Source organism: Pseudomonas sp. NPDC087614 (genome assembly GCF_044743485.1).
Taxonomy (GTDB): domain Bacteria; phylum Pseudomonadota; class Gammaproteobacteria; order Pseudomonadales; family Pseudomonadaceae; genus Aquipseudomonas; species Aquipseudomonas baetica_A.
This window is the reverse complement of record NZ_JBIUWN010000062.1, coordinates 17,650-33,965: the sequence shown is the minus strand read 5'-3', so window position 1 is coordinate 33,965 and position 16,316 is coordinate 17,650. Positions and strand designations below refer to the sequence as shown.

At 59.0% G+C, this 16,316-nt stretch carries 18 protein-coding genes, 1 tRNA gene and 1 pseudogene; 10 read left to right on the top strand and 10 right to left on the bottom strand.

Going from position 1 to position 16,316, the window contains the following annotated elements:
* Window positions 1-482 precede the first annotated feature (482 nt).
* Window positions 483-1,874, top strand: a complete 1,392-nt coding sequence (gabP, locus tag ACIOWA_RS20805) for a GABA permease (RefSeq protein ID WP_339433547.1) — start codon at window positions 483-485, stop codon at window positions 1,872-1,874.
* 339 nt (window positions 1,875-2,213) lie between these two features.
* A complete protein-coding gene (locus tag ACIOWA_RS20800; RefSeq protein ID WP_221733165.1) occupies window positions 2,214-2,540 on the top strand; it encodes a hypothetical protein in 327 nt (108 codons plus the stop codon).
* An 82-nt stretch (window positions 2,541-2,622) separates the two neighbouring features.
* Here the strand turns inward: ACIOWA_RS20800 and ACIOWA_RS20795 are convergent, their stop codons facing one another.
* The 3 genes and pseudogenes from ACIOWA_RS20795 to ACIOWA_RS20785 all read right to left on the bottom strand — a co-directional run.
* Window positions 2,623-3,081, bottom strand: a complete 459-nt coding sequence (locus ACIOWA_RS20795) for a hypothetical protein (protein ID WP_339433545.1) — start codon at window positions 3,079-3,081, stop codon at window positions 2,623-2,625.
* A gap of 6 nt (window positions 3,082-3,087) precedes the next feature.
* On the bottom strand, window positions 3,088-3,501 hold the full coding sequence (locus tag ACIOWA_RS20790; protein WP_339433544.1) for a hypothetical protein: 414 nt from the start codon (window positions 3,499-3,501) through the stop codon (window positions 3,088-3,090).
* 31 nt (window positions 3,502-3,532) lie between these two features.
* Window positions 3,533-3,736: pseudogene (locus tag ACIOWA_RS20785) on the bottom strand (alpha/beta hydrolase); the annotation flags it as partial.
* A 92-nt stretch (window positions 3,737-3,828) separates the two neighbouring features.
* Here ACIOWA_RS20785 and ACIOWA_RS20780 point away from each other — a divergent pair.
* Window positions 3,829-4,110 carry a YceK/YidQ family lipoprotein gene (locus tag ACIOWA_RS20780; protein ID WP_260456031.1) on the top strand — a complete coding sequence of 94 codons (282 nt, stop codon included), beginning with the start codon at window positions 3,829-3,831 and terminating at the stop codon, window positions 4,108-4,110.
* A 13-nt stretch (window positions 4,111-4,123) separates the two neighbouring features.
* Here ACIOWA_RS20780 and ACIOWA_RS20775 read toward each other — a convergent pair whose 3' ends face one another.
* The 6 genes from ACIOWA_RS20775 to ACIOWA_RS20750 all read right to left on the bottom strand — a co-directional run bounded on the left by ACIOWA_RS20775 (window position 4,124) and on the right by ACIOWA_RS20750 (window position 8,806).
* The gene (locus ACIOWA_RS20775; RefSeq protein ID WP_339433543.1) at window positions 4,124-4,468 is read right to left on the bottom strand and encodes a hypothetical protein; all 345 of its coding nucleotides are present in this window, start codon (window positions 4,466-4,468) and stop codon (window positions 4,124-4,126) included.
* A gap of 123 nt (window positions 4,469-4,591) precedes the next feature.
* Window positions 4,592-4,667, bottom strand: a tRNA-Phe gene (locus tag ACIOWA_RS20770).
* 103 nt (window positions 4,668-4,770) lie between these two features.
* On the bottom strand, window positions 4,771-5,043 hold the full coding sequence (locus ACIOWA_RS20765) for an oxidative damage protection protein (RefSeq protein ID WP_339494867.1): 273 nt from the start codon (window positions 5,041-5,043) through the stop codon (window positions 4,771-4,773).
* Window positions 5,040-6,107: an A/G-specific adenine glycosylase gene (mutY, locus tag ACIOWA_RS20760; RefSeq protein WP_401161659.1), complete on the bottom strand. Its 1,068-nt coding sequence runs from the start codon at window positions 6,105-6,107 to the stop codon at window positions 5,040-5,042. Before mutY ends, ACIOWA_RS20765 begins: the two co-directional genes overlap by 4 nt.
* Window positions 6,104-8,323 (bottom strand): AsmA family protein, encoded by a 2,220-nt coding sequence (locus tag ACIOWA_RS20755; protein ID WP_401161657.1) that lies wholly within the window; start codon window positions 8,321-8,323, stop codon window positions 6,104-6,106. The genes mutY and ACIOWA_RS20755 overlap by 4 nt, the downstream gene beginning before the upstream one ends.
* Window positions 8,324-8,401: 78 nt before the next feature.
* Complete coding sequence (locus ACIOWA_RS20750) at window positions 8,402-8,806, bottom strand: acetyl-CoA sensor PanZ family protein (RefSeq protein WP_339433539.1); 405 nt, start codon at window positions 8,804-8,806, stop codon at window positions 8,402-8,404.
* Between the two features lie 233 nt (window positions 8,807-9,039).
* On the opposite strand from ACIOWA_RS20750, the gene ACIOWA_RS20745 reads away from it, so the two are divergent.
* The 7 genes from ACIOWA_RS20745 (at window position 9,040) to ACIOWA_RS20715 (ending at window position 14,879) form a co-directional block, all read left to right on the top strand.
* Window positions 9,040-10,704 carry an OFA family MFS transporter gene (locus ACIOWA_RS20745; protein WP_221733150.1) on the top strand — a complete coding sequence of 555 codons (1,665 nt, stop codon included), beginning with the start codon at window positions 9,040-9,042 and terminating at the stop codon, window positions 10,702-10,704.
* A gap of 284 nt (window positions 10,705-10,988) precedes the next feature.
* Entirely contained in the window at window positions 10,989-11,582 is a 594-nt protein-coding gene (gene hisB / locus ACIOWA_RS20740; protein WP_401161654.1) for an imidazoleglycerol-phosphate dehydratase HisB, read from the top strand.
* On the top strand, window positions 11,582-12,220 hold the full coding sequence (gene hisH / locus ACIOWA_RS20735) for an imidazole glycerol phosphate synthase subunit HisH (protein ID WP_025110934.1): 639 nt from the start codon (window positions 11,582-11,584) through the stop codon (window positions 12,218-12,220). Before hisB ends, hisH begins: the two co-directional genes overlap by 1 nt.
* Complete coding sequence (locus ACIOWA_RS20730; protein ID WP_401161652.1) at window positions 12,221-12,481, top strand: DUF2164 domain-containing protein; 261 nt, start codon at window positions 12,221-12,223, stop codon at window positions 12,479-12,481. It abuts the gene before it with no gap.
* Window positions 12,482-12,523: 42 nt separating this feature from the next.
* Window positions 12,524-13,261, top strand: a complete 738-nt coding sequence (gene hisA / locus ACIOWA_RS20725) for a 1-(5-phosphoribosyl)-5-[(5-phosphoribosylamino)methylideneamino]imidazole-4-carboxamide isomerase (RefSeq protein ID WP_339433536.1) — start codon at window positions 12,524-12,526, stop codon at window positions 13,259-13,261.
* Window positions 13,262-13,270: 9 nt separating this feature from the next.
* On the top strand, window positions 13,271-14,041 hold the full coding sequence (gene hisF, locus ACIOWA_RS20720; RefSeq protein ID WP_095058287.1) for an imidazole glycerol phosphate synthase subunit HisF: 771 nt from the start codon (window positions 13,271-13,273) through the stop codon (window positions 14,039-14,041).
* A gap of 82 nt (window positions 14,042-14,123) precedes the next feature.
* Window positions 14,124-14,879: an ABC transporter substrate-binding protein gene (locus ACIOWA_RS20715; protein WP_339433535.1), complete on the top strand. Its 756-nt coding sequence runs from the start codon at window positions 14,124-14,126 to the stop codon at window positions 14,877-14,879.
* On the opposite strand, the gene ACIOWA_RS20710 is transcribed toward ACIOWA_RS20715, so the two are convergent.
* A complete protein-coding gene (locus ACIOWA_RS20710; protein WP_401161649.1) occupies window positions 14,860-16,233 on the bottom strand; it encodes a Vps62-related protein in 1,374 nt (457 codons plus the stop codon). The two genes, ACIOWA_RS20715 and ACIOWA_RS20710, sit on opposite strands and share 20 nt — an antisense overlap.
* Window positions 16,234-16,316 lie beyond the last annotated feature (83 nt).

Sequence of the window (16,316 nt, the reverse complement as noted above, 5' to 3'; positions counted from 1 at the left end):
GTTTCAATGGCAGCCAACAGCGCTACGAGCGGTAAACGGATGGCGTGTGGCAGGTTGTCGCATTGGCGCAGCAGACTGTCGCCCCATCAACAACCGAACGGGTGTTTAAACGTGGATTCCCGTGGGTGTCGCGTAAAAAAAGGCGCGATGTTGCCAGCTTTGGCGGGGTGTTGGAAGCGCTATCCGGCCGAACGTTCCTGATTCGCCCTTTTATTGTGCATCCCACACTTTTTAAGTGTGTTTTTGGTGCGCTGATTCGTCTTGAAAGTGAGTCGCAGGGTAACGTTCTGGCGAATTGCCATTGTTCTCAATGACTTGCGATGACCGTCCGGTCGCGCGCAAAGCCGCGGCAGCAAAGAGGTTGAAACATTTTGGCGCAAATATTGCGTGCAGAATAAGGAACGCCCTGTTGGATTCTTTTTACGAGAAAGAACAAACCAGACAGGCCGGACGCAATCGCTTTCCTCGCAAAGGTAGTTTCAATGAGCAGTACCCCAAGCTCCAACGGCCTCGAACAGGGGCTCAAACCGCGTCATGTGACCATGTTGTCGATCGCCGGTGTGATCGGCGCCGGTCTGTTCGTTGGCTCCGGCCACGCTATCGCCGCCGCCGGCCCCGCTGTGCTCTTGGCCTATGCCGCCGCCGGCACCCTTGTGGTGCTGGTGATGCGTATGCTCGGTGAAATGGCGGTTGCATCGCCGGACACCGGCTCGTTCTCGACGTACGCCGACCGTGCCATCGGGCACTGGGCCGGTTTCACCATCGGCTGGTTGTACTGGTGGTTCTGGGTGCTGGTGATTCCTCTGGAAGCCAACGCCGCCGCGACCATCCTGCACGCGTGGTTCCCAAGTGTGGGGATCTGGGCATTTGCACTGGTCATCACGCTGCTGTTGACCGTCACCAATCTGTTCAGCGTGAAGAATTACGGCGAGTTCGAATTCTGGTTCGCCCTGATCAAAGTGCTGGCGATCATCGGCTTCATCGCCCTCGGTCTCGCGGCGATCTTTGGCTACCTGCCAAACAGCCAGGTCAGTGGCGTTTCGCACCTGTTCGACAGCGGTGGCTTCCTGCCTAACGGCATGGGCGCGGTGCTGGGCGCGATCCTGACCACCATGTTCTCGTTCATGGGTACCGAAATCGTGACCATCGCGGCCGCGGAATCGAAGAACCCGGGCAAACAAATCTCCAAGGCCACCAACTCGGTGATCTGGCGGATCGGCCTGTTCTACCTCGTATCGATCTTCATCGTTGTGGCTTTGGTGCCATGGAACGATCCGACCCTGGCCAACCTCGGTTCCTACCAGACTGTGCTTGAGCGCATGGGCATCCCGAACGCGAAAATGATCGTCGACATCGTGGTGCTGGTCGCTGTCACCAGTTGCCTGAACTCGGCCCTCTACACGTCGTCGCGCATGTTGTTCTCACTGGGCAAACGCGGTGATGCGCCCGCCATGTCGACTCGGGTCAACAAAAGCGGTACGCCTTACTGGGCGGTGATGCTGTCGACCGGTGCGGCGTTCCTGTGCACCTTCGCCAACTATGTGGCGCCGGCGGCCGTGTTCGAGTTCCTGCTGGCCAGCTCCGGCGCGATCGCACTGCTGGTGTACCTGGTGATCGCGTTCTCGCAACTGCGTATGCGCAAGCAGCGCATGGCTCGCGGCGAGAAAATCGTCTTCAGCATGTGGCTGTTTCCGGGCCTGACCTATGCGGTGATCATCTTCATCGTCGCGGCTTTGACCATCATGCTGTTCCAGGAAGCCCACCGCGTGGAAATCCTTGCGACCGGCCTGCTGAGCCTGCTGGTGGTGGCTACCGGTCTGCTGGTGGCGCGTCGGCGTCGTCACGAGAAGTTGAGCGCAGCCGTGGCTCGCTGAGTGTTCTGATTCCACGTCAACCGTTGCTCACCCACAGAGACGACCGCCATCAGAGATGATCGCGGTCGTTTTTACTTGGCAATTTGATGGACACAGTGGTGGCTAAATAGTAGCCTGCGCGACGAATATGTATCTCGCTGTTGCGAGATGCGATGGAGTTTCAGGACATGGATTGTTCGACGCCCTCAGCCTTTCTGGCTAAAGCTTTCGATTCTTCCTTGTCTGCTCCCTCATCTGACGCTACGTACAGATGCGATTTTGCGTGCTTGCCGTTAAAAAGAGCTGCATGGAGTTAGCCCGGCCGTTCAGCCAACTCATTGGGGCTTCAAGGAGATAAGCATGGCGTTTACATCGGTTGTGTTCAAAAACCCTAACACCGGTGCCATGAAAGAAGCGCCAATCGGCTTCTCGTGGACCGTGTTTTTCTTTGGTTTTTTTCCGCCATTGTTCCGTGGTGATATCAAGTGGGCTGCGATCATGTTTCTCGCGGCGAGCTTCACTCTGGGCTTGAGCAATATCGTGTTCATGTTCATCTACAACAAGCTGTACGTGCAGGATTTGATCGCTGCAGGCTACAAGGCTCAATCCATCGCCAAGGGTGAACTGGATTACGCCGCAGCCAAGCTGGGCATTGAAATCCCGCGCCTGAGCGCTGCCGCAGCCTAAGGTTCAACGCTTCGATCAGGCAAAAAAACGGGCGCAATCATGACTGATTGCGCCCGTTTTTTTTGCCTGAGATTTCAGCGTTTCAGACTGACTCGTCTTTGGCTTCGGCGGTATCGAGCGACTTGCCGTAAGTGTCCAGCGCAATCCCGAAGTCCGTGATGAACTGCGGTTCGGTCAGCCAGGCCTGGGCTGTCTCGATGTCCATGCCATCGGCCCACATGCGGTAGTCGATCAACATGTCGGCGGCCAGATGGGTGGCGGCCATGCCTTCGTTTTCGGCGTTCTCCATGTCCAGCAGGTCGGGGTGGTCGACGATGATGAACGCCAGTTCTCTGAGCAGCGTCAGCAGCATCTCGTTACGGCTGACCGCTTCGGCGTCGCGCATTTTGCTGAACATCGCCAGGGTGTATTCCGGGATCGGCTCGGCGAGGTGGCCGAGGTCGTCGTCCTGCTCCAGCGGCTTGCGGCCAACCATACGGATTTGCTTGGCTTTGGCCTTGGCGCGTTTGGCGCGTTTTTGTTGCTTGTTCAGGGATGCCATGGGAACTCAGTTCTTCTGTTGGGTTTGTGCGGCGATTGCGTCGGACGCCGCCACATAGTCGGCCTGGAAGGCCGGCGATTCAATCCACGCCAGCGCGCCGGCTTCGTCGGTGTCCTGCGACCACTGGCGATACTCGATCAGCGCGGCGAGGATGAAGTCCATCGCGCCTTCTTCGCCTTCCTGCTCGTAGACCAGTTCCAGCAGCGGGTCTTCGAGGAACGCGGCGCACAGGGCTTGCTGGCTGATCTTCTCGGCGTCGATCATTTTCTTGAACAGCTCGGTCAGGTCCACTGATTCGAAATCAATGCGGTCATCGTTCGGATCCAGTTCGACCGGCGCCTCGGCGCGTTTGGTGCGGTTCTGCTTGGCCTTGGTCTTGGCCCGGGCGGCGCGTTTTTGCTGCTTGTTGGCGGAGGCCATGATGTGTTCCATCGTGCGTTGGAGGGGCTCGGCTGCGCGGCAGGTGCCGTCCGGGTGTGTCGGGGGCCAGTTCGCCGGTATGCAGCCAGGTCAGAGCGATGGGCCATAGTGTGGCTTGGTATGCGCTGCGAAAAAAGGCGAAATGTCCGACTTGTTGTTCGCCGATGTCCTGCGGCTCGATGCGCAAGTGTGTTTTTGGCGCGTTGCTGAAGTAGTCGAGCAGACGTTCGATGGCACGCAACCGTGCCGTAGCGATAATCCATTCGCATGGAATGGACGCAGGTACAATCCCGCGCCTCATGTTTTGTGACGTAAGGGAGCGCTGGTTTGAAAGGGATTTTGCGTATTGGCTCAGTAGCCAGTCTGGTTTTGATGTTGGCCGGTTGTGGAACGATGATCGGGCGATTGAACGGTGACTCTGCAGAGCCTTACTACAAAGGCGTCGATGGCAACTTGCACTTGCTTGGCGTGAGAGGAGGGGACGGCATGCCACATGCTGTCATCTGCTACTTCATGATCGTCTGCCCGCTGATTACGGTCGTATCTCTGCCGGTAGACGCTGCTTTGGACACGGTCTTGCTGCCGGTCGATTACGTCAACACTCTTTGAATGCGACCTGTGCTTAGCGTTGGCGCTTGCCTTTGGGTTTTTCCACAGGCTCCTGCACTTTGCGATAAACCCACAGCCCGAACACCCCGATAACCAGCAGAAATACAGTACCGATGCTTTGCCAAACGAACTCGAACCAAAACCGCCGAGGTTGCAGGGCCAGGGTGTAGGTGCTGCGCGGGCCGCGATTGTTGGTGGTGATGGAGCCAGTGACCCAGCTGTCGATCAGCATGTAGATCGATGCGCCGATGGCGAAAGCAATCATCACGGCAACGAACACTGTCAGCCAGTAAGTTGCGCGGCTTGGGCGATACGGCGGCGGATGTGGCAGGGGTATGCGGGTTCGTTTCTGGTTCATCGACGGGGCGACCCTCTTCCGTAAGGGGGGCAAGTTATCGCGAATCCAGAGGTCGATAACAGTCCTCATCAAATCGCAGGCATAAAAAAACCCTGAATCTTGCGATTCAGGGTTTTCGGTATTTGGTGCCCAGAGACGGAATCGAACCGCCGACACGGGGATTTTCAATCCCCTGCTCTACCGACTGAGCTATCTGGGCAACGGGGCGCATTAAAAGGGTTTTTCGGATTCTCGTCAACGACTTTTTTAAAATTTCTTAAATTAATTCCGTTGCTTACGATCCGCCCCCCGATTTTGCGGGGTTACTCGGCAGGCGGAACGTAGCCTTCAGCCTTGGCGTATTCCTCGCCGGAGAAGTACTTGTCCATTTCGCCCTGAAGATATTTGCGGTCTTCGGCGTTCATCATGTTCAGGCGTTTTTCGTTGATCAGCAGGGTTTGGTGTTTTTGCCAGTCGTCCCAGGCCTTGGCCGAGACGTGGTCAAAAATATCCTGACCTTTGGCGCCCGGGAACGGAGGGCGCTCCTGAGCGGGTAATTCTTTTTTGTACTTGCGGCACATTACGGTGCGGGTCATGGCGACTCTCCTGTATTCAATACGGCGGCCGCGCGTTCGAGCAAGGTTTTGACCGGGGCGGCGAGGCCCAGGCGCGGCGGGGTGGCGAGGTTATACCAGAGCCAGTCGGCCTCGGCCACGTGATGGCTGGCCTCCTGCACCTGAACCAGCCAGGGTTCGATGGACAACTGGAAGTGGCTGAACGTGTGGACGAGGCTCGGCAACGCCTGCTGCTCGCCCAGTGCCAGCGAGTGCTGATCGGCCAGATGTTGCAGGTCATCGAGGTCGTCGAGTTCCGGCAGGCTCCACAGGCCGCCCCATAGCCCGCTGGACGGGCGGCGATAAAGCAGAATCGCACCGTCGCCATTGGCGAGCATCGGCATCAGCGTGCGTTTCTGCGGGATGGCTTTGCGTGGCTTGGGAATCGGGTAGCGAGTTTCCAGACCCAGCATGTGCGCCTCGCAGCCACGTTCCAGCGGGCACAGCAGGCAACTCGGCTTGCTGCGCGTGCATAGCGTCGCACCGAGATCCATCATCGCCTGAGTGTAGGCGTTGACCCGATCGTGCGGCGTAAAGCGCTCTGCGTTGGCCCACAGCTGTTTGGCGACCTTCGGCTCGCCCGGATAACCCTCTTGCGCGGTAAAACGCGCCAGCACGCGTTTGACGTTGCCGTCGAGGATCGGCGCGCGCAGGCCCATGCTGATGCTGGCGATGGCGCCAGCCGTGGACAGACCGATGCCCGGCAAATCCGTGAGCTTTTCGACATCACGCGGAAACTCGCCACCGTACTGGCTGACGACGATTTTTGCGGTCTTCTGCAAATTGCGCGCGCGGGTGTAGTAACCCAGGCCCGTCCACAGGTGCAGCACTTCGTCTTCCGGCGCTTCGGCCAGGGCTTCGACGGTCGGCAGCGCGGCCATGAAACGGTCGAAGTAATTGAGCACGGTGCTGACCTGCGTCTGCTGCAGCATGATCTCCGACACCCACACCCGATACGGGTTGATGTCTTGCTGCCAGGGCAGATCGTGGCGGCCGTGGCGGTCGAACCAATCCAGCACCGCCGTGGAAAACTGCTCCGCTTTCATCGCTTGAACAGTCCCTTCAATGCGTTTTTCAATTCCGGACTGACCTTGTCGCCCAGTTTCTCTTCGATTTTTTCGCTGAGCTTGTCGCCGGCCAGTTTGGTCGCGACCTGGCCGAGTCGTTCGTTGTCGATGCGACAAGCCTTGGCGCCCAGTTCCAGAGGGCCACGGCAGCGCAGCGGCCACTCGATACCGACGAATTTGTCACCCACCTGACAGGCCGGGTCGGGCATAGCGCTGGTGTCGCCCTCGACGATGATGCCAACGCGATAATCCATGCCCAGCACGCGCAGGTCGATGTCGCCGTCGCCGTTGACGGTCAAGCCGGGGATGCGCACTTTCAGGTCGGGGTTGCTGGCGATGCCGTTGCGCAACGTCAGGTTGCCTTTGAGTTCCTGAAACGGTGTGTCCTTGCCCCTTGGCTCGCCGCTGAGGGTTTTGCGGTTGAGGGTGGCGATGCCTTTGCACAGTTGCTGTTCAAGGTTGGCGTTGAGCAGCACGCCGTTGTTGATCACGAAACTGGCGTTGCCGTTGAGTGAGTCAATCAGTGCCTGCTGGCTGTTGCCGCTGCCAGTGACGTTGCTGTTGAGGGTTACCAGACCTTTGACCGGCGGGTTCTTGCCTTGGCTCTCAAGGATTTTTTCCACCGGCACACGGTTGATTTTGGTCTGCATGTTCAGCACGGGTGCGCTCGGACGGACGTCGAGTGTGCCTTTGGCTTCGAAAGTGCCGTTGTACAGTTCGCCGCTCAGATTGGTCAGGGTCAGCAGGCCACCCTGGCCGTTGGCCTTGAGCGAAGCGTTCTGGATGGGCAGTTTGTCGAGCGTCAGTTGGCCGAAGGTCAGGTCGGCATCCACGTCGAGCTTGGCCAGACGTTCCACCGGCAGCAGGCGCTCGGTGCTCCAGGCGCTTTTGCTCGGTTTGTCCGGCAGTGGCGTCGTGCCGGCCACGGCATTGGCTTCGGTACTGGCGACTTCAGCCTGACGCACTTGCGTGGCGCTTGTGGCCTGAGCCGATTTCGGCGGCAGGTAGCGGTCAACGTTGAAGGTGTCAGCCTTGAGCGTCGCCCGCAGCGATTGCTTGGCAAAGTCGTCGACGGCGATTCGGCCGCTGAAGCTGCTGTCGTCGAGTTTCAGGTTGATGTTGTCGAACGCGACGCTGGTCGGCGTAGCGGACACGCGGCTGACCAGTTCGACCTTGCTCAGGCTGCCTTCAGCCATGGCTGGCAGGGTCTGGCCGATGCTGTCGACGAATTTTGCCAGATCGAACTGGGCGATCGAGAGGCCGCCAGTGATCTGTGGGGTCTTGTCGAGGTTGTTGGCTTTCAGTTCGCCCAAGGCGCGCAACTGATTGGCGGAGATTTTGATCCCGGTCCATTCGGCGACGTTTGCTGCTTTATCGAGCAACATCTGGCCCTGAGCGGAGAAGGTCATGGCTTTGCCTTGCAGCGGATCGCCGGTCAGTTCACCGGAGAGCTTCAAGTCTTCGAACTTGTAGCGCTGCAGCGCGCGCTCAATGCGCAGTTCACCATTGAGTTCGGTGCGTACCCGTAGCATTGGCTGATTGGTGCTGAGAAATGCGGTGGCCTTCAGCGGAATATTGGTCGAATCGTGCACCGCGCCGGTGCTCAACTGGATGCTTTCGGCGCTGAACTGCTTGCCGGTCTGCTCGTCGTTGTACTCAACGCGGGCGTTGTTGACGGTCAGGCTGTCGATGTCGAGCCGGATCGGCTGCGGTGGTTTTTCCGCTTTGGCGGTTGTCTCGGCAGCGGGTTCGCTGGCAGGCGGCGGGCTGCCCGCCGGTGCGGCGGCTGTCGGCAGCTTGCCGATGTCTTCCCAGTTGCCGTGGCCGTTCTTGTCGCGGTTCAAGCGCAGGTTGAGGCCTTCGACGCGCACGTCGCTCATCTGCACTTCGCGGCGCAGCAGCGGCAGCACGCGCACGGACAGGCCGAGCATCTGCAGGTCAGCAAACGGTTCGGCAGGCTTGATCAGGGTCGCAACGCTGGCGTCGTGCAATTCCAGCCCGAGCCACGGGAACAGGCTCCAGCCGATATCGCCATTGAGCGTCAGCTCGATGTGGGCCTTGTCGCGGGCTATCTGGCGGATCTCGTCTTTGTAGTCATTGGGATCAAAGAGGTGGGTCAGGGCAAAACCTGCCGCCACAATGATCAGCAACAGCCCGAGAAGTACCAGACCCAGGATTTTGCCGAACGCTTTCATGGGCGAGTCCTTGTAGTTAGTCGAATTCGTAATTTAGCCGGGGAGTATAGCGCCGCATCTGCCCGGTTCGGTGTGAAGCTATGTTGCCAGCACCTCCAGTGGCACAGGCAACGTGGCGGCGGTGGCCTGAGTTTGAAGATGTCCGGCGGGTGCCGGCAGGCGCAGTCCGGCCTCCGCTTGCGACGCCATTTTCTGCGCTTGGTTCACCCATCGTTCAGCGACGCCACGGCGTGGGGTAACTTTTCGCACGCACAAATGGAACAGATACCAGACGCTGCCGTGCCTTTGCAGGCGTCCCGTGCCGAGTAAGCGGTGATTGAAACGTCCGGCAATAAATGAACCCCCAGCCAAGGCGCTTTCGATCAGATGAACTCCCCCGGAAAACGGCGCAAACAGCGATTCGGGAACATCGCGGCAGGTTTTCTGCAAGTCCTGCTGATCCTGATAACGGACGTTTTCAAGGGTTTGAAGGATGACCGGCATGGCGTTATCGGCAAGAAATGCTTTGTGCAAGAGATCAGACAACTGAAAAAAGGTGATATCAGTTTGGTTTTTCTGTCATCTGCAAATGGTAACCTTCGCGCGTTCGTCCGTCCTTCTGCGACTTAACGTCGCGCCTTCAGGGAGCTTCACCTTAAAAAACGGTCGTGCCTGCGTGCATAAGGCCGAGGGTGAGCAGTGGCTGGCGAACCATTCTAATAATTGGGGGATACACAATGAGCACGAGCATAACGGCGGACGGCTTCAAAGCCGACCAGCCCGCGTTCCTGTCCAAGGAGCGCATCATCGCCAAGCCCGGTTTCAACCGCTGGCTGGTGCCACCGGCCGCCTTGGCCATCCACCTGTGCATCGGCATGGCCTACGGCTTTTCGGTGTTCTGGTTGCCGCTGTCCAAGGCGCTGGGCATTACCGCTCCGGTGGCTTGCGCGCCGGACATGAGCTTCATCGCACAAGTTTTTTCCTCGCAATGCGACTGGCCGATCTCGATGCTCGGCTGGATCTACACCCTGTTCTTCATCTTCCTCGGCTGCTCGGCAGCGATCTGGGGTGGCTGGCTTGAACACGCCGGGCCGCGCAAGGCGGGTGTTGTATCGGCGTTGTGCTGGTGCGGCGGTCTGCTGATTTCGGCGCTGGGTATCTATACCCACCAGATCTGGCTGATGTGGATCGGCTCCGGTGTGATCGGTGGTATCGGCCTGGGTCTGGGCTATATCTCGCCAGTGTCGACCCTGATCAAGTGGTTCCCGGACAAGCGCGGCATGGCGACTGGCATGGCGATCATGGGTTTCGGTGGTGGCGCGATGGTGGGTGCACCGTTGGCAACGGCACTGATGAGTCACTTCGCCTCGCCTGAAAGTGTCGGTGTGTGGCAAAGCTTTGCGGTCATGGCAGCGATCTACTTCGTGTTCATGATCGGTGGCGCCCTGGCCTACCGCGTACCGCCAACCGGCTGGAAGCCTGAAGGCTGGACCGCTCCGGCGAAAAAAGCCTCCAACTCGATGATCACCCACCGTCACGTACACGTGAATGTGGCGTGGAAAACCCCGCAATTCCGTTTGGTGTGGCTGGTGCTGTGCCTGAACGTGTCGGCCGGTATCGGCATCCTCGGCATGGCTTCGCCGCTGCTGCAGGAAGTGTTCGGCGGCAAGTTGCTGGGTGTTGACGTGCCGTTTGGTCAACTGGACGCCGGGCAACTGGCTTCGATTGCCGCCATTGCTGCCGGTTTCACCGGTCTGCTGAGCCTGTTCAACATCGGCGGCCGGTTCTTCTGGGCTTCGTTCTCGGACTACTTGGGTCGCAAGAACACTTACTTCGTGTTCTTCGCCCTCGGTTTTGCGCTGTACGCGCTGATCCCCAACCTCGGCCACCTGGGCAACGTTGCGCTGTTCGTGGCGGCGTTCTGCATCATTCTGTCGATGTACGGTGGTGGTTTCGCAACCGTCCCCGCGTATCTGGCCGACCTGTTCGGCACGCAAATGGTCGGTGCGATCCACGGTCGTCTGCTGACTGCCTGGGCTGCGGCCGGTGTACTCGGCCCGGTGCTGGTGAACTACCTGCGTGAGTATCAGTTGAGCATCGGCGTTGAACGCGCCGCCGCTTACGACATTACCCTGTACATCCTCGCCGGCCTGTTGGTCTTGGGCTTCCTGTGCAACCTGATGGTGCGCCCGGTGGCCGACAAGTACTTCATGACCGACGCCGAACTGGCTGCCGAACAGGCGCTGGGTCACGACAAAGGTGCTGATGGGACCACCGTTCTGGAGTGGAAGGCCGCACCGGGCAGCAAGCCGCTGGCGATTGCTGCGTGGCTGGCGGTAGGTATTCCGTTGGCGTGGGGTGTGTGGGTGACCCTGCAGAAGACAGCGGTACTGTTTCACTGAGTCAATGGCCTGAGATCTCTCAGGCCAGCACTTACTTCTGTGGGAGCGGGTTTGCTCGCGAAGGCGTTCTGTCCGTCGACATCAATGTCGGCTGATCCAGCGCTTTCGCGAGCAAGCCCGCTCCCACAGTTGTTTTGGGGTGCCTGTAATGGCTTGTATGGACATGTCTACCCGCGACAGCCAGGGGTTCTATCCGTCAGCCATATTGCGTCTCGTGTTTCTGTTTCGGCCCCGCGCCCCTATAATGGCTGCCTTTTTCGCCCAATGATTTTGCGGAGCTGGTGATGGCCGAACGTAAGGCGTCTGTCGAGCGCGACACTCTGGAAACCCAGATCATAGCCTCGATCTACCTTGATGGCACCGGAAAGGCCCGATTTGATATCGGTGTTCCTTTTCTTGAGCACATGCTGGATCAGATCGCCCGTCACGGGTTGATCGACCTGGATATCGAATGCAAGGGCGATCTGCATATCGACGACCACCATACGGTGGAAGACGTCGGTATCACCCTCGGCCAGGCCTTCGCCAAAGCCATCGGCGACAAAAAAGGCATCCGTCGTTACGGCCATGCCTACGTGCCGCTCGATGAAGCGCTGTCGCGTGTGGTGATCGACTTCTCCGGCCGTCCAGGCTTGCAGATGCATGTGCCATACACCCGCGCCACCGTCGGCGGCTTCGACGTTGACCTGTTTCAGGAGTTCTTCCAGGGTTTCGTCAATCACGCATTGGTCAGTGTGCACATCGACAACCTGCGTGGCACCAACACTCACCACCAGATCGAAACCGTGTTCAAGGCTTTCGGCCGCGCGCTGCGCATGGCCGTCGAGCTGGATGAGCGCATGGCCGGGCAGATGCCATCGACCAAAGGCGTTCTGTAATGCAGACGGTTGCAGTGATCGATTACGGCATGGGTAACCTGCACTCGGTGGCCAAGGCCCTTGAGCACGTCGGTGCCGGCAAAGTGCTGATCACCAGCGATGCGGATGTGATCCGCGAAGCCGACCGCGTGGTGTTCCCCGGCGTCGGCGCGATTCGCGATTGCATGGCGGAGATCCGTCGTCTGGGGTTCGACTCGCTGGTGCGTGAAGTCAGTCAGGATCGTCCGTTCCTCGGTATCTGTGTCGGCATGCAAGCCTTGCTCGACACCAGCGAAGAGAACGACGGCGTCGACTGCATCGGCCTGTTTCCGGGGGCGGTGAAGTTCTTCGGCAAAGACCTGCACGAAGACGGCGAACACCTGAAAGTCCCGCACATGGGCTGGAACGAAGTGAAGCAGAAGGTCAGCCACCCGCTGTGGCATGACATTCCGGACATGGCGCGTTTCTACTTCGTGCACAGCTACTACATCGCCGCCGCCAATGCGCGGCAGGTGGTCGGTGGCGGTCATTACGGCGTTGATTTCGCTGCGGCGCTGGCCGATGGCTCGCGTTTCGCTGTGCAGTTCCACCCGGAGAAGAGCCATACCCATGGCCTGCAATTGCTGCAGAACTTCGCCGCGTGGGATGGTCGCTGGTAAATGGCCGCCAAGAAATCCAGGCCGCCGATCCTGACCCTCACTCCCGAGCAGGAGAGCGAGGCCAGTCACAAGATCAAGCGGTTCATGGAGGATCGTTTCGAACTTGACCTCGGGTCATTCGAAGCGGCGGAGATTCTTGAGCTGTTTACCCGCGAAATCGCTCCGCATTATTACAACAGGGCGATTTTCGATGTGCAGACCCACCTCAAAGAGCGGTTTGAAAGCATCGAAAGCGACCTGTGGGCGCTCGAGAAAAACTGATTTCCGAGCCAAGCTGAAAATTCAATTTTGAAGTTTTGCCTGATGCTGATTATTCCCGCTATCGATCTTAAAGACGGTGCCTGCGTACGTCTGCGCCAGGGCCGCATGGAAGATTCCACAGTGTTCTCCGATGACCCGGTGAGCATGGCTGCCAAGTGGGTGGAGGGCGGTTGCCGTCGTCTGCATCTGGTCGATCTCAATGGCGCGTTCGAAGGCCAGCCAGTCAATGGCGAAGTGGTCACCGCCATCGCCAAGCGCTACCCGAACCTGCCGATCCAGATCGGTGGCGGCATCCGTTCGCTGGAAACCATCGAGCACTACGTCAAGGCGGGCGTGAGCTACGTGATCATCGGCACCAAAGCCGTTAAAGATCCGGCGTTCGTCGCTCAAGCCTGCCGCGCGTTCCCGGGCAAGATCATCGTTGGCCTCGATGCCAAAGACGGTTTTGTTGCCACCGATGGCTGGGCTGAAATCAGCACCGTCCAGGTCATCGATCTGGCCAAGCAGTTTGAAGCCGACGGCGTGTCCTCGATCGTTTATACCGACATCGCCAAAGACGGCATGATGCAGGGCTGCAACGTACCGTTTACCGCTGCGCTGGCTGCCGCTACCAAGATCCCGGTGATCGCGTCCGGCGGCATTCACAATCTGGGTGACATCAAGTCGCTGCTCGACGCCAAGGCGCCAGGCATCATCGGCGCCATCACTGGCCGGGCGATCTACGAAGGCACCCTCGACGTCGCCCAAGCGCAAGCTTTCTGCGATTCGTACCAAGGCTGAGGACTGACCATGGCGCTGGCCAAACGCATCATCCCTTGCCTGGACGTGGACAACGGCCGGGTCGTCAAAGGTGTGAAGTTCGAAAACATCCGCGATGCCGGTGACCCGGTGGAAATTGCCCGTCGCTATGACGAGCAGGGTGCCGACGAGATTACCTTTCTCGACATCACCGCCAGCGTCGATGGTCGCGACACCACGCTGCATACCGTCGAACGCATGGCCAGCCAGGTGTTCATCCCGCTGACCGTCGGCGGTGGCGTGCGTACCGTGCAGGACATCCGCAACCTGCTCAACGCCGGTGCCGACAAGGTGTCGATCAACACCGCGGCGGTGTTCAACCCGGAGTTCGTCGGCGAAGCCGCGCAGCATTTCGGCTCGCAGTGCATCGTCGTCGCCATTGACGCCAAGAAGGTTTCTGGCCCGGGTGAAACCCCGCGCTGGGAGATCTTCACCCACGGCGGTCGCAAGCCGACCGGTCTCGACGCGGTCGAGTGGGCGAAGAAAATGGAAGGCCTGGGTGCCGGCGAGATCCTGCTGACCAGCATGGATCAGGACGGCATGAAAAACGGCTTTGACCTCGGCGTGACCCGTGCCATCAGCGATGCACTGGGTATTCCGGTGATCGCTTCCGGCGGCGTCGGCAACCTGCAGCATCTGGCCGACGGCATTATTGAAGGCCACGCCAGCGCGGTGCTGGCGGCGAGTATTTTCCACTTCGGCGAATACACCGTGCAGGAAGCCAAGGCGTATATGGCTCATCGCGCCATCGTGATGCGCTAAGCGCCAAAATCGGTACAGGCCAGTGGACACCATGGCGTACCCAAGGCACTCTTGGGCACGCCATGGATTCCGGTAGCCCGACATGATCAAACGCCTGCTTCTTGTTCTCGCCAGTGCCTCTGTGTTGTTGCTCAGCCCGGCCCGGGCCGAAACCAGTCCTGATACCGATCTGGTGCTTCTCACCGAAAACTTCCCGCCGTACAACATGGCGAAGAACGGCAAGAACTTCGCCCAGGGCGAGAACATCAACGGTATCGCTACCGATATCGTGCGCGAGATGTTCCAGCGTGCCGGCATTACTTACAGCCTGACCCTGCGCTTCCCTTGGGAGCGAGTGTACAAGCTGGCGCTGGAAAATCCCGGTTACGGTGCCTTCGTGATGGCGCGACTGCCGGATCGCGAGAGGCTCTTCAAATGGGTCGGCCCGATCGGCCCTGACGACTGGATCCTGTTGGCCAAGGCTGACAGCAAGATCACCCTCGAAACGCTCAATGACGCACGCAAGTACAAGATCGGCGCCTATAAGGGCGATGCGATTGCCGAGACGCTGACCAAACAAGGCTTGAAGCCGGTGGTCGTACTGCGCGATCAGGACAACGCCAAGAAACTGGTCAGCGGCCAGATCGACCTGTGGGCAACGGGTGATCCTGCCGGGCGTTATCTGGCGCGGCAGGATGGTGTGAGCGGACTCAAGACCGTGCTGCGCTTCAACAGTGCGCAGTTGTATCTGGCATTGAACAAAGATGTCTCGGACGAAGTCGTTGCCAGGCTTCAGGCCGCACTGGACCAACTGCGCAAAGAAGGCGTGGTGGACGACATCATGGCGCGGTATCTGTAGCCGTCGGCAATTCTGACTCGGGTAGCGGGGTGGCGGGTTCGTCGTCTGCTGCCTGAGTGTCCAGGGGCATTTGCGCTTCTGGTTCCTGCTCGGGAACGACAATGGCTTCAGGCATTTCAGGTACGTACTGGCTGATGTGCAAGCTGTTGCCATCGGTGTAACTGAAACCACTGGTCACAGGTGTACCGTCGGTACGCCGCAGCCTGTAATCGCTCTGAATCAGGTAAATCGCCACGGACTTTTGTTTGTCCACAACCGCTACAACGTCAATGGCGGCTGCGTTGAGCCATTCGTTCGAGTGTATTTCGCACTGGGTGAAATCATGGTTCAGCCTTGCCGAAAACATGAACGGGTTGGGCAAGTTGGTTTGCCATTGAGCACCAAATTCGACAGAGGTGTTGTAGGTGAATGACCGCAGGCTTCCCGCTCGCTGCGCACGAGGCGCTACCCACCTGAACGTTTTGCTCTCGTTTTCGGCGTTGTGGGCATGGCCGACGAGCAAATACTGATCCGTGCGCTCCAGAAGATACAAAGGCGATCTGCTTAGCTGCTCGAGTGGCGACAGCAATGGGTCTTTTATCGTGAACCACGGAAGTTCGGCGATGTATGTAGGCTGATCCGGTGCCTCCGGCAGGGTCGGTACTTCCCCGCAAAGCAGCGGCGCCACAGGCTTCGGATTGACCTTGATCGGGATCTGCATGCGTAGCGAGTAGACGAGGAAATTCTCGGGTTTTGAGTAACCGGAAAATCCCACAAAGGTGCCGGGGGCCAGGTGGATTTCACCTGTTGCGGCGGTTGGCGGAACGGCATGCCAGGCGCTGATGCTTTGTCGTGCACCGCTCCCCTTGTCGTTCCATGCCAGTTCGCTGGTCGCTGACGCGATCACCAGGTCGGCGCGGACACAACGAACAGCGTTGAACGAAGGTTTTTCGTGATCGTTTGAACAGACCGAACCCAGCGCCACGTAGCCTTCGGGGGGGATCGGTCGCCAAATCGAGAGGTCTTTCTTCGATCTTGAACCTGCATCTTTCCAGATCAACTCGAAATCGTCGGGGCGGCGCAGTGCCTTGCCTTTGGTGGGGTCAGCGCTGGGTGTGTCAGCTTCGCGAGCCACAACCACCACTCTTTTTCCGTTGATGTTGCCATGGCCGGCAGCGGCGACATCGCCCAAGGGGAAATAGCCTGGCAGTAGATCGGGTGCCGGAGTGGGGTGCCAGAACGCGGCCGGTTTTGTACGCAAACCGGCGGTATCCCAGACACGGAGAAACTCCGTCGTGAAGTTGATCAGAAGGTTATCGATCTTTATGGAGTCAACCTGCCCTGCGGGCGAGGGGATTGGTTCGTGGGTCGTCATAGTCAATCCTGAAAGTAGAAAGGCGACTCAGCGGAGTCGCGACCTGTTGCAGGTCTCACTATCGGGAATTGGGTCAAGTGTCT

What these genes read in the sequence shown, in the direction of transcription:
- hisH (WP_025110934.1), top strand. Translation starts at nt 11,582, where the DNA reads ATGCAGACGGTTGCAGTGATCGATTACGGCATGGGTAACCTGCACTCG.
- ACIOWA_RS20750 (WP_339433539.1), bottom strand. Translation starts at nt 8,806, where the DNA reads ATGCCGGTCATCCTTCAAACCCTTGAAAACGTCCGTTATCAGGATCAG.
- ACIOWA_RS20715 (WP_339433535.1), top strand. Translation starts at nt 14,124, where the DNA reads ATGATCAAACGCCTGCTTCTTGTTCTCGCCAGTGCCTCTGTGTTGTTG.
- gabP (WP_339433547.1), top strand. Translation starts at nt 483, where the DNA reads ATGAGCAGTACCCCAAGCTCCAACGGCCTCGAACAGGGGCTCAAACCG.
- mutY (WP_401161659.1), bottom strand. Translation starts at nt 6,107, where the DNA reads ATGAAAGCGGAGCAGTTTTCCACGGCGGTGCTGGATTGGTTCGACCGC.
- hisF (WP_095058287.1), top strand. Translation starts at nt 13,271, where the DNA reads ATGGCGCTGGCCAAACGCATCATCCCTTGCCTGGACGTGGACAACGGC.
- hisB (WP_401161654.1), top strand. Translation starts at nt 10,989, where the DNA reads ATGGCCGAACGTAAGGCGTCTGTCGAGCGCGACACTCTGGAAACCCAG.
- ACIOWA_RS20800 (WP_221733165.1), top strand. Translation starts at nt 2,214, where the DNA reads ATGGCGTTTACATCGGTTGTGTTCAAAAACCCTAACACCGGTGCCATG.
- ACIOWA_RS20710 (WP_401161649.1), bottom strand. Translation starts at nt 16,233, where the DNA reads ATGACGACCCACGAACCAATCCCCTCGCCCGCAGGGCAGGTTGACTCC.
- ACIOWA_RS20730 (WP_401161652.1), top strand. Translation starts at nt 12,221, where the DNA reads ATGGCCGCCAAGAAATCCAGGCCGCCGATCCTGACCCTCACTCCCGAG.
- ACIOWA_RS20765 (WP_339494867.1), bottom strand. Translation starts at nt 5,043, where the DNA reads ATGACCCGCACCGTAATGTGCCGCAAGTACAAAAAAGAATTACCCGCT.
- ACIOWA_RS20755 (WP_401161657.1), bottom strand. Translation starts at nt 8,323, where the DNA reads ATGAAAGCGTTCGGCAAAATCCTGGGTCTGGTACTTCTCGGGCTGTTG.
- ACIOWA_RS20790 (WP_339433544.1), bottom strand. Translation starts at nt 3,501, where the DNA reads ATGGCCTCCGCCAACAAGCAGCAAAAACGCGCCGCCCGGGCCAAGACC.
- hisA (WP_339433536.1), top strand. Translation starts at nt 12,524, where the DNA reads ATGCTGATTATTCCCGCTATCGATCTTAAAGACGGTGCCTGCGTACGT.
- ACIOWA_RS20775 (WP_339433543.1), bottom strand. Translation starts at nt 4,468, where the DNA reads ATGAACCAGAAACGAACCCGCATACCCCTGCCACATCCGCCGCCGTAT.
- ACIOWA_RS20745 (WP_221733150.1), top strand. Translation starts at nt 9,040, where the DNA reads ATGAGCACGAGCATAACGGCGGACGGCTTCAAAGCCGACCAGCCCGCG.
- ACIOWA_RS20795 (WP_339433545.1), bottom strand. Translation starts at nt 3,081, where the DNA reads ATGGCATCCCTGAACAAGCAACAAAAACGCGCCAAACGCGCCAAGGCC.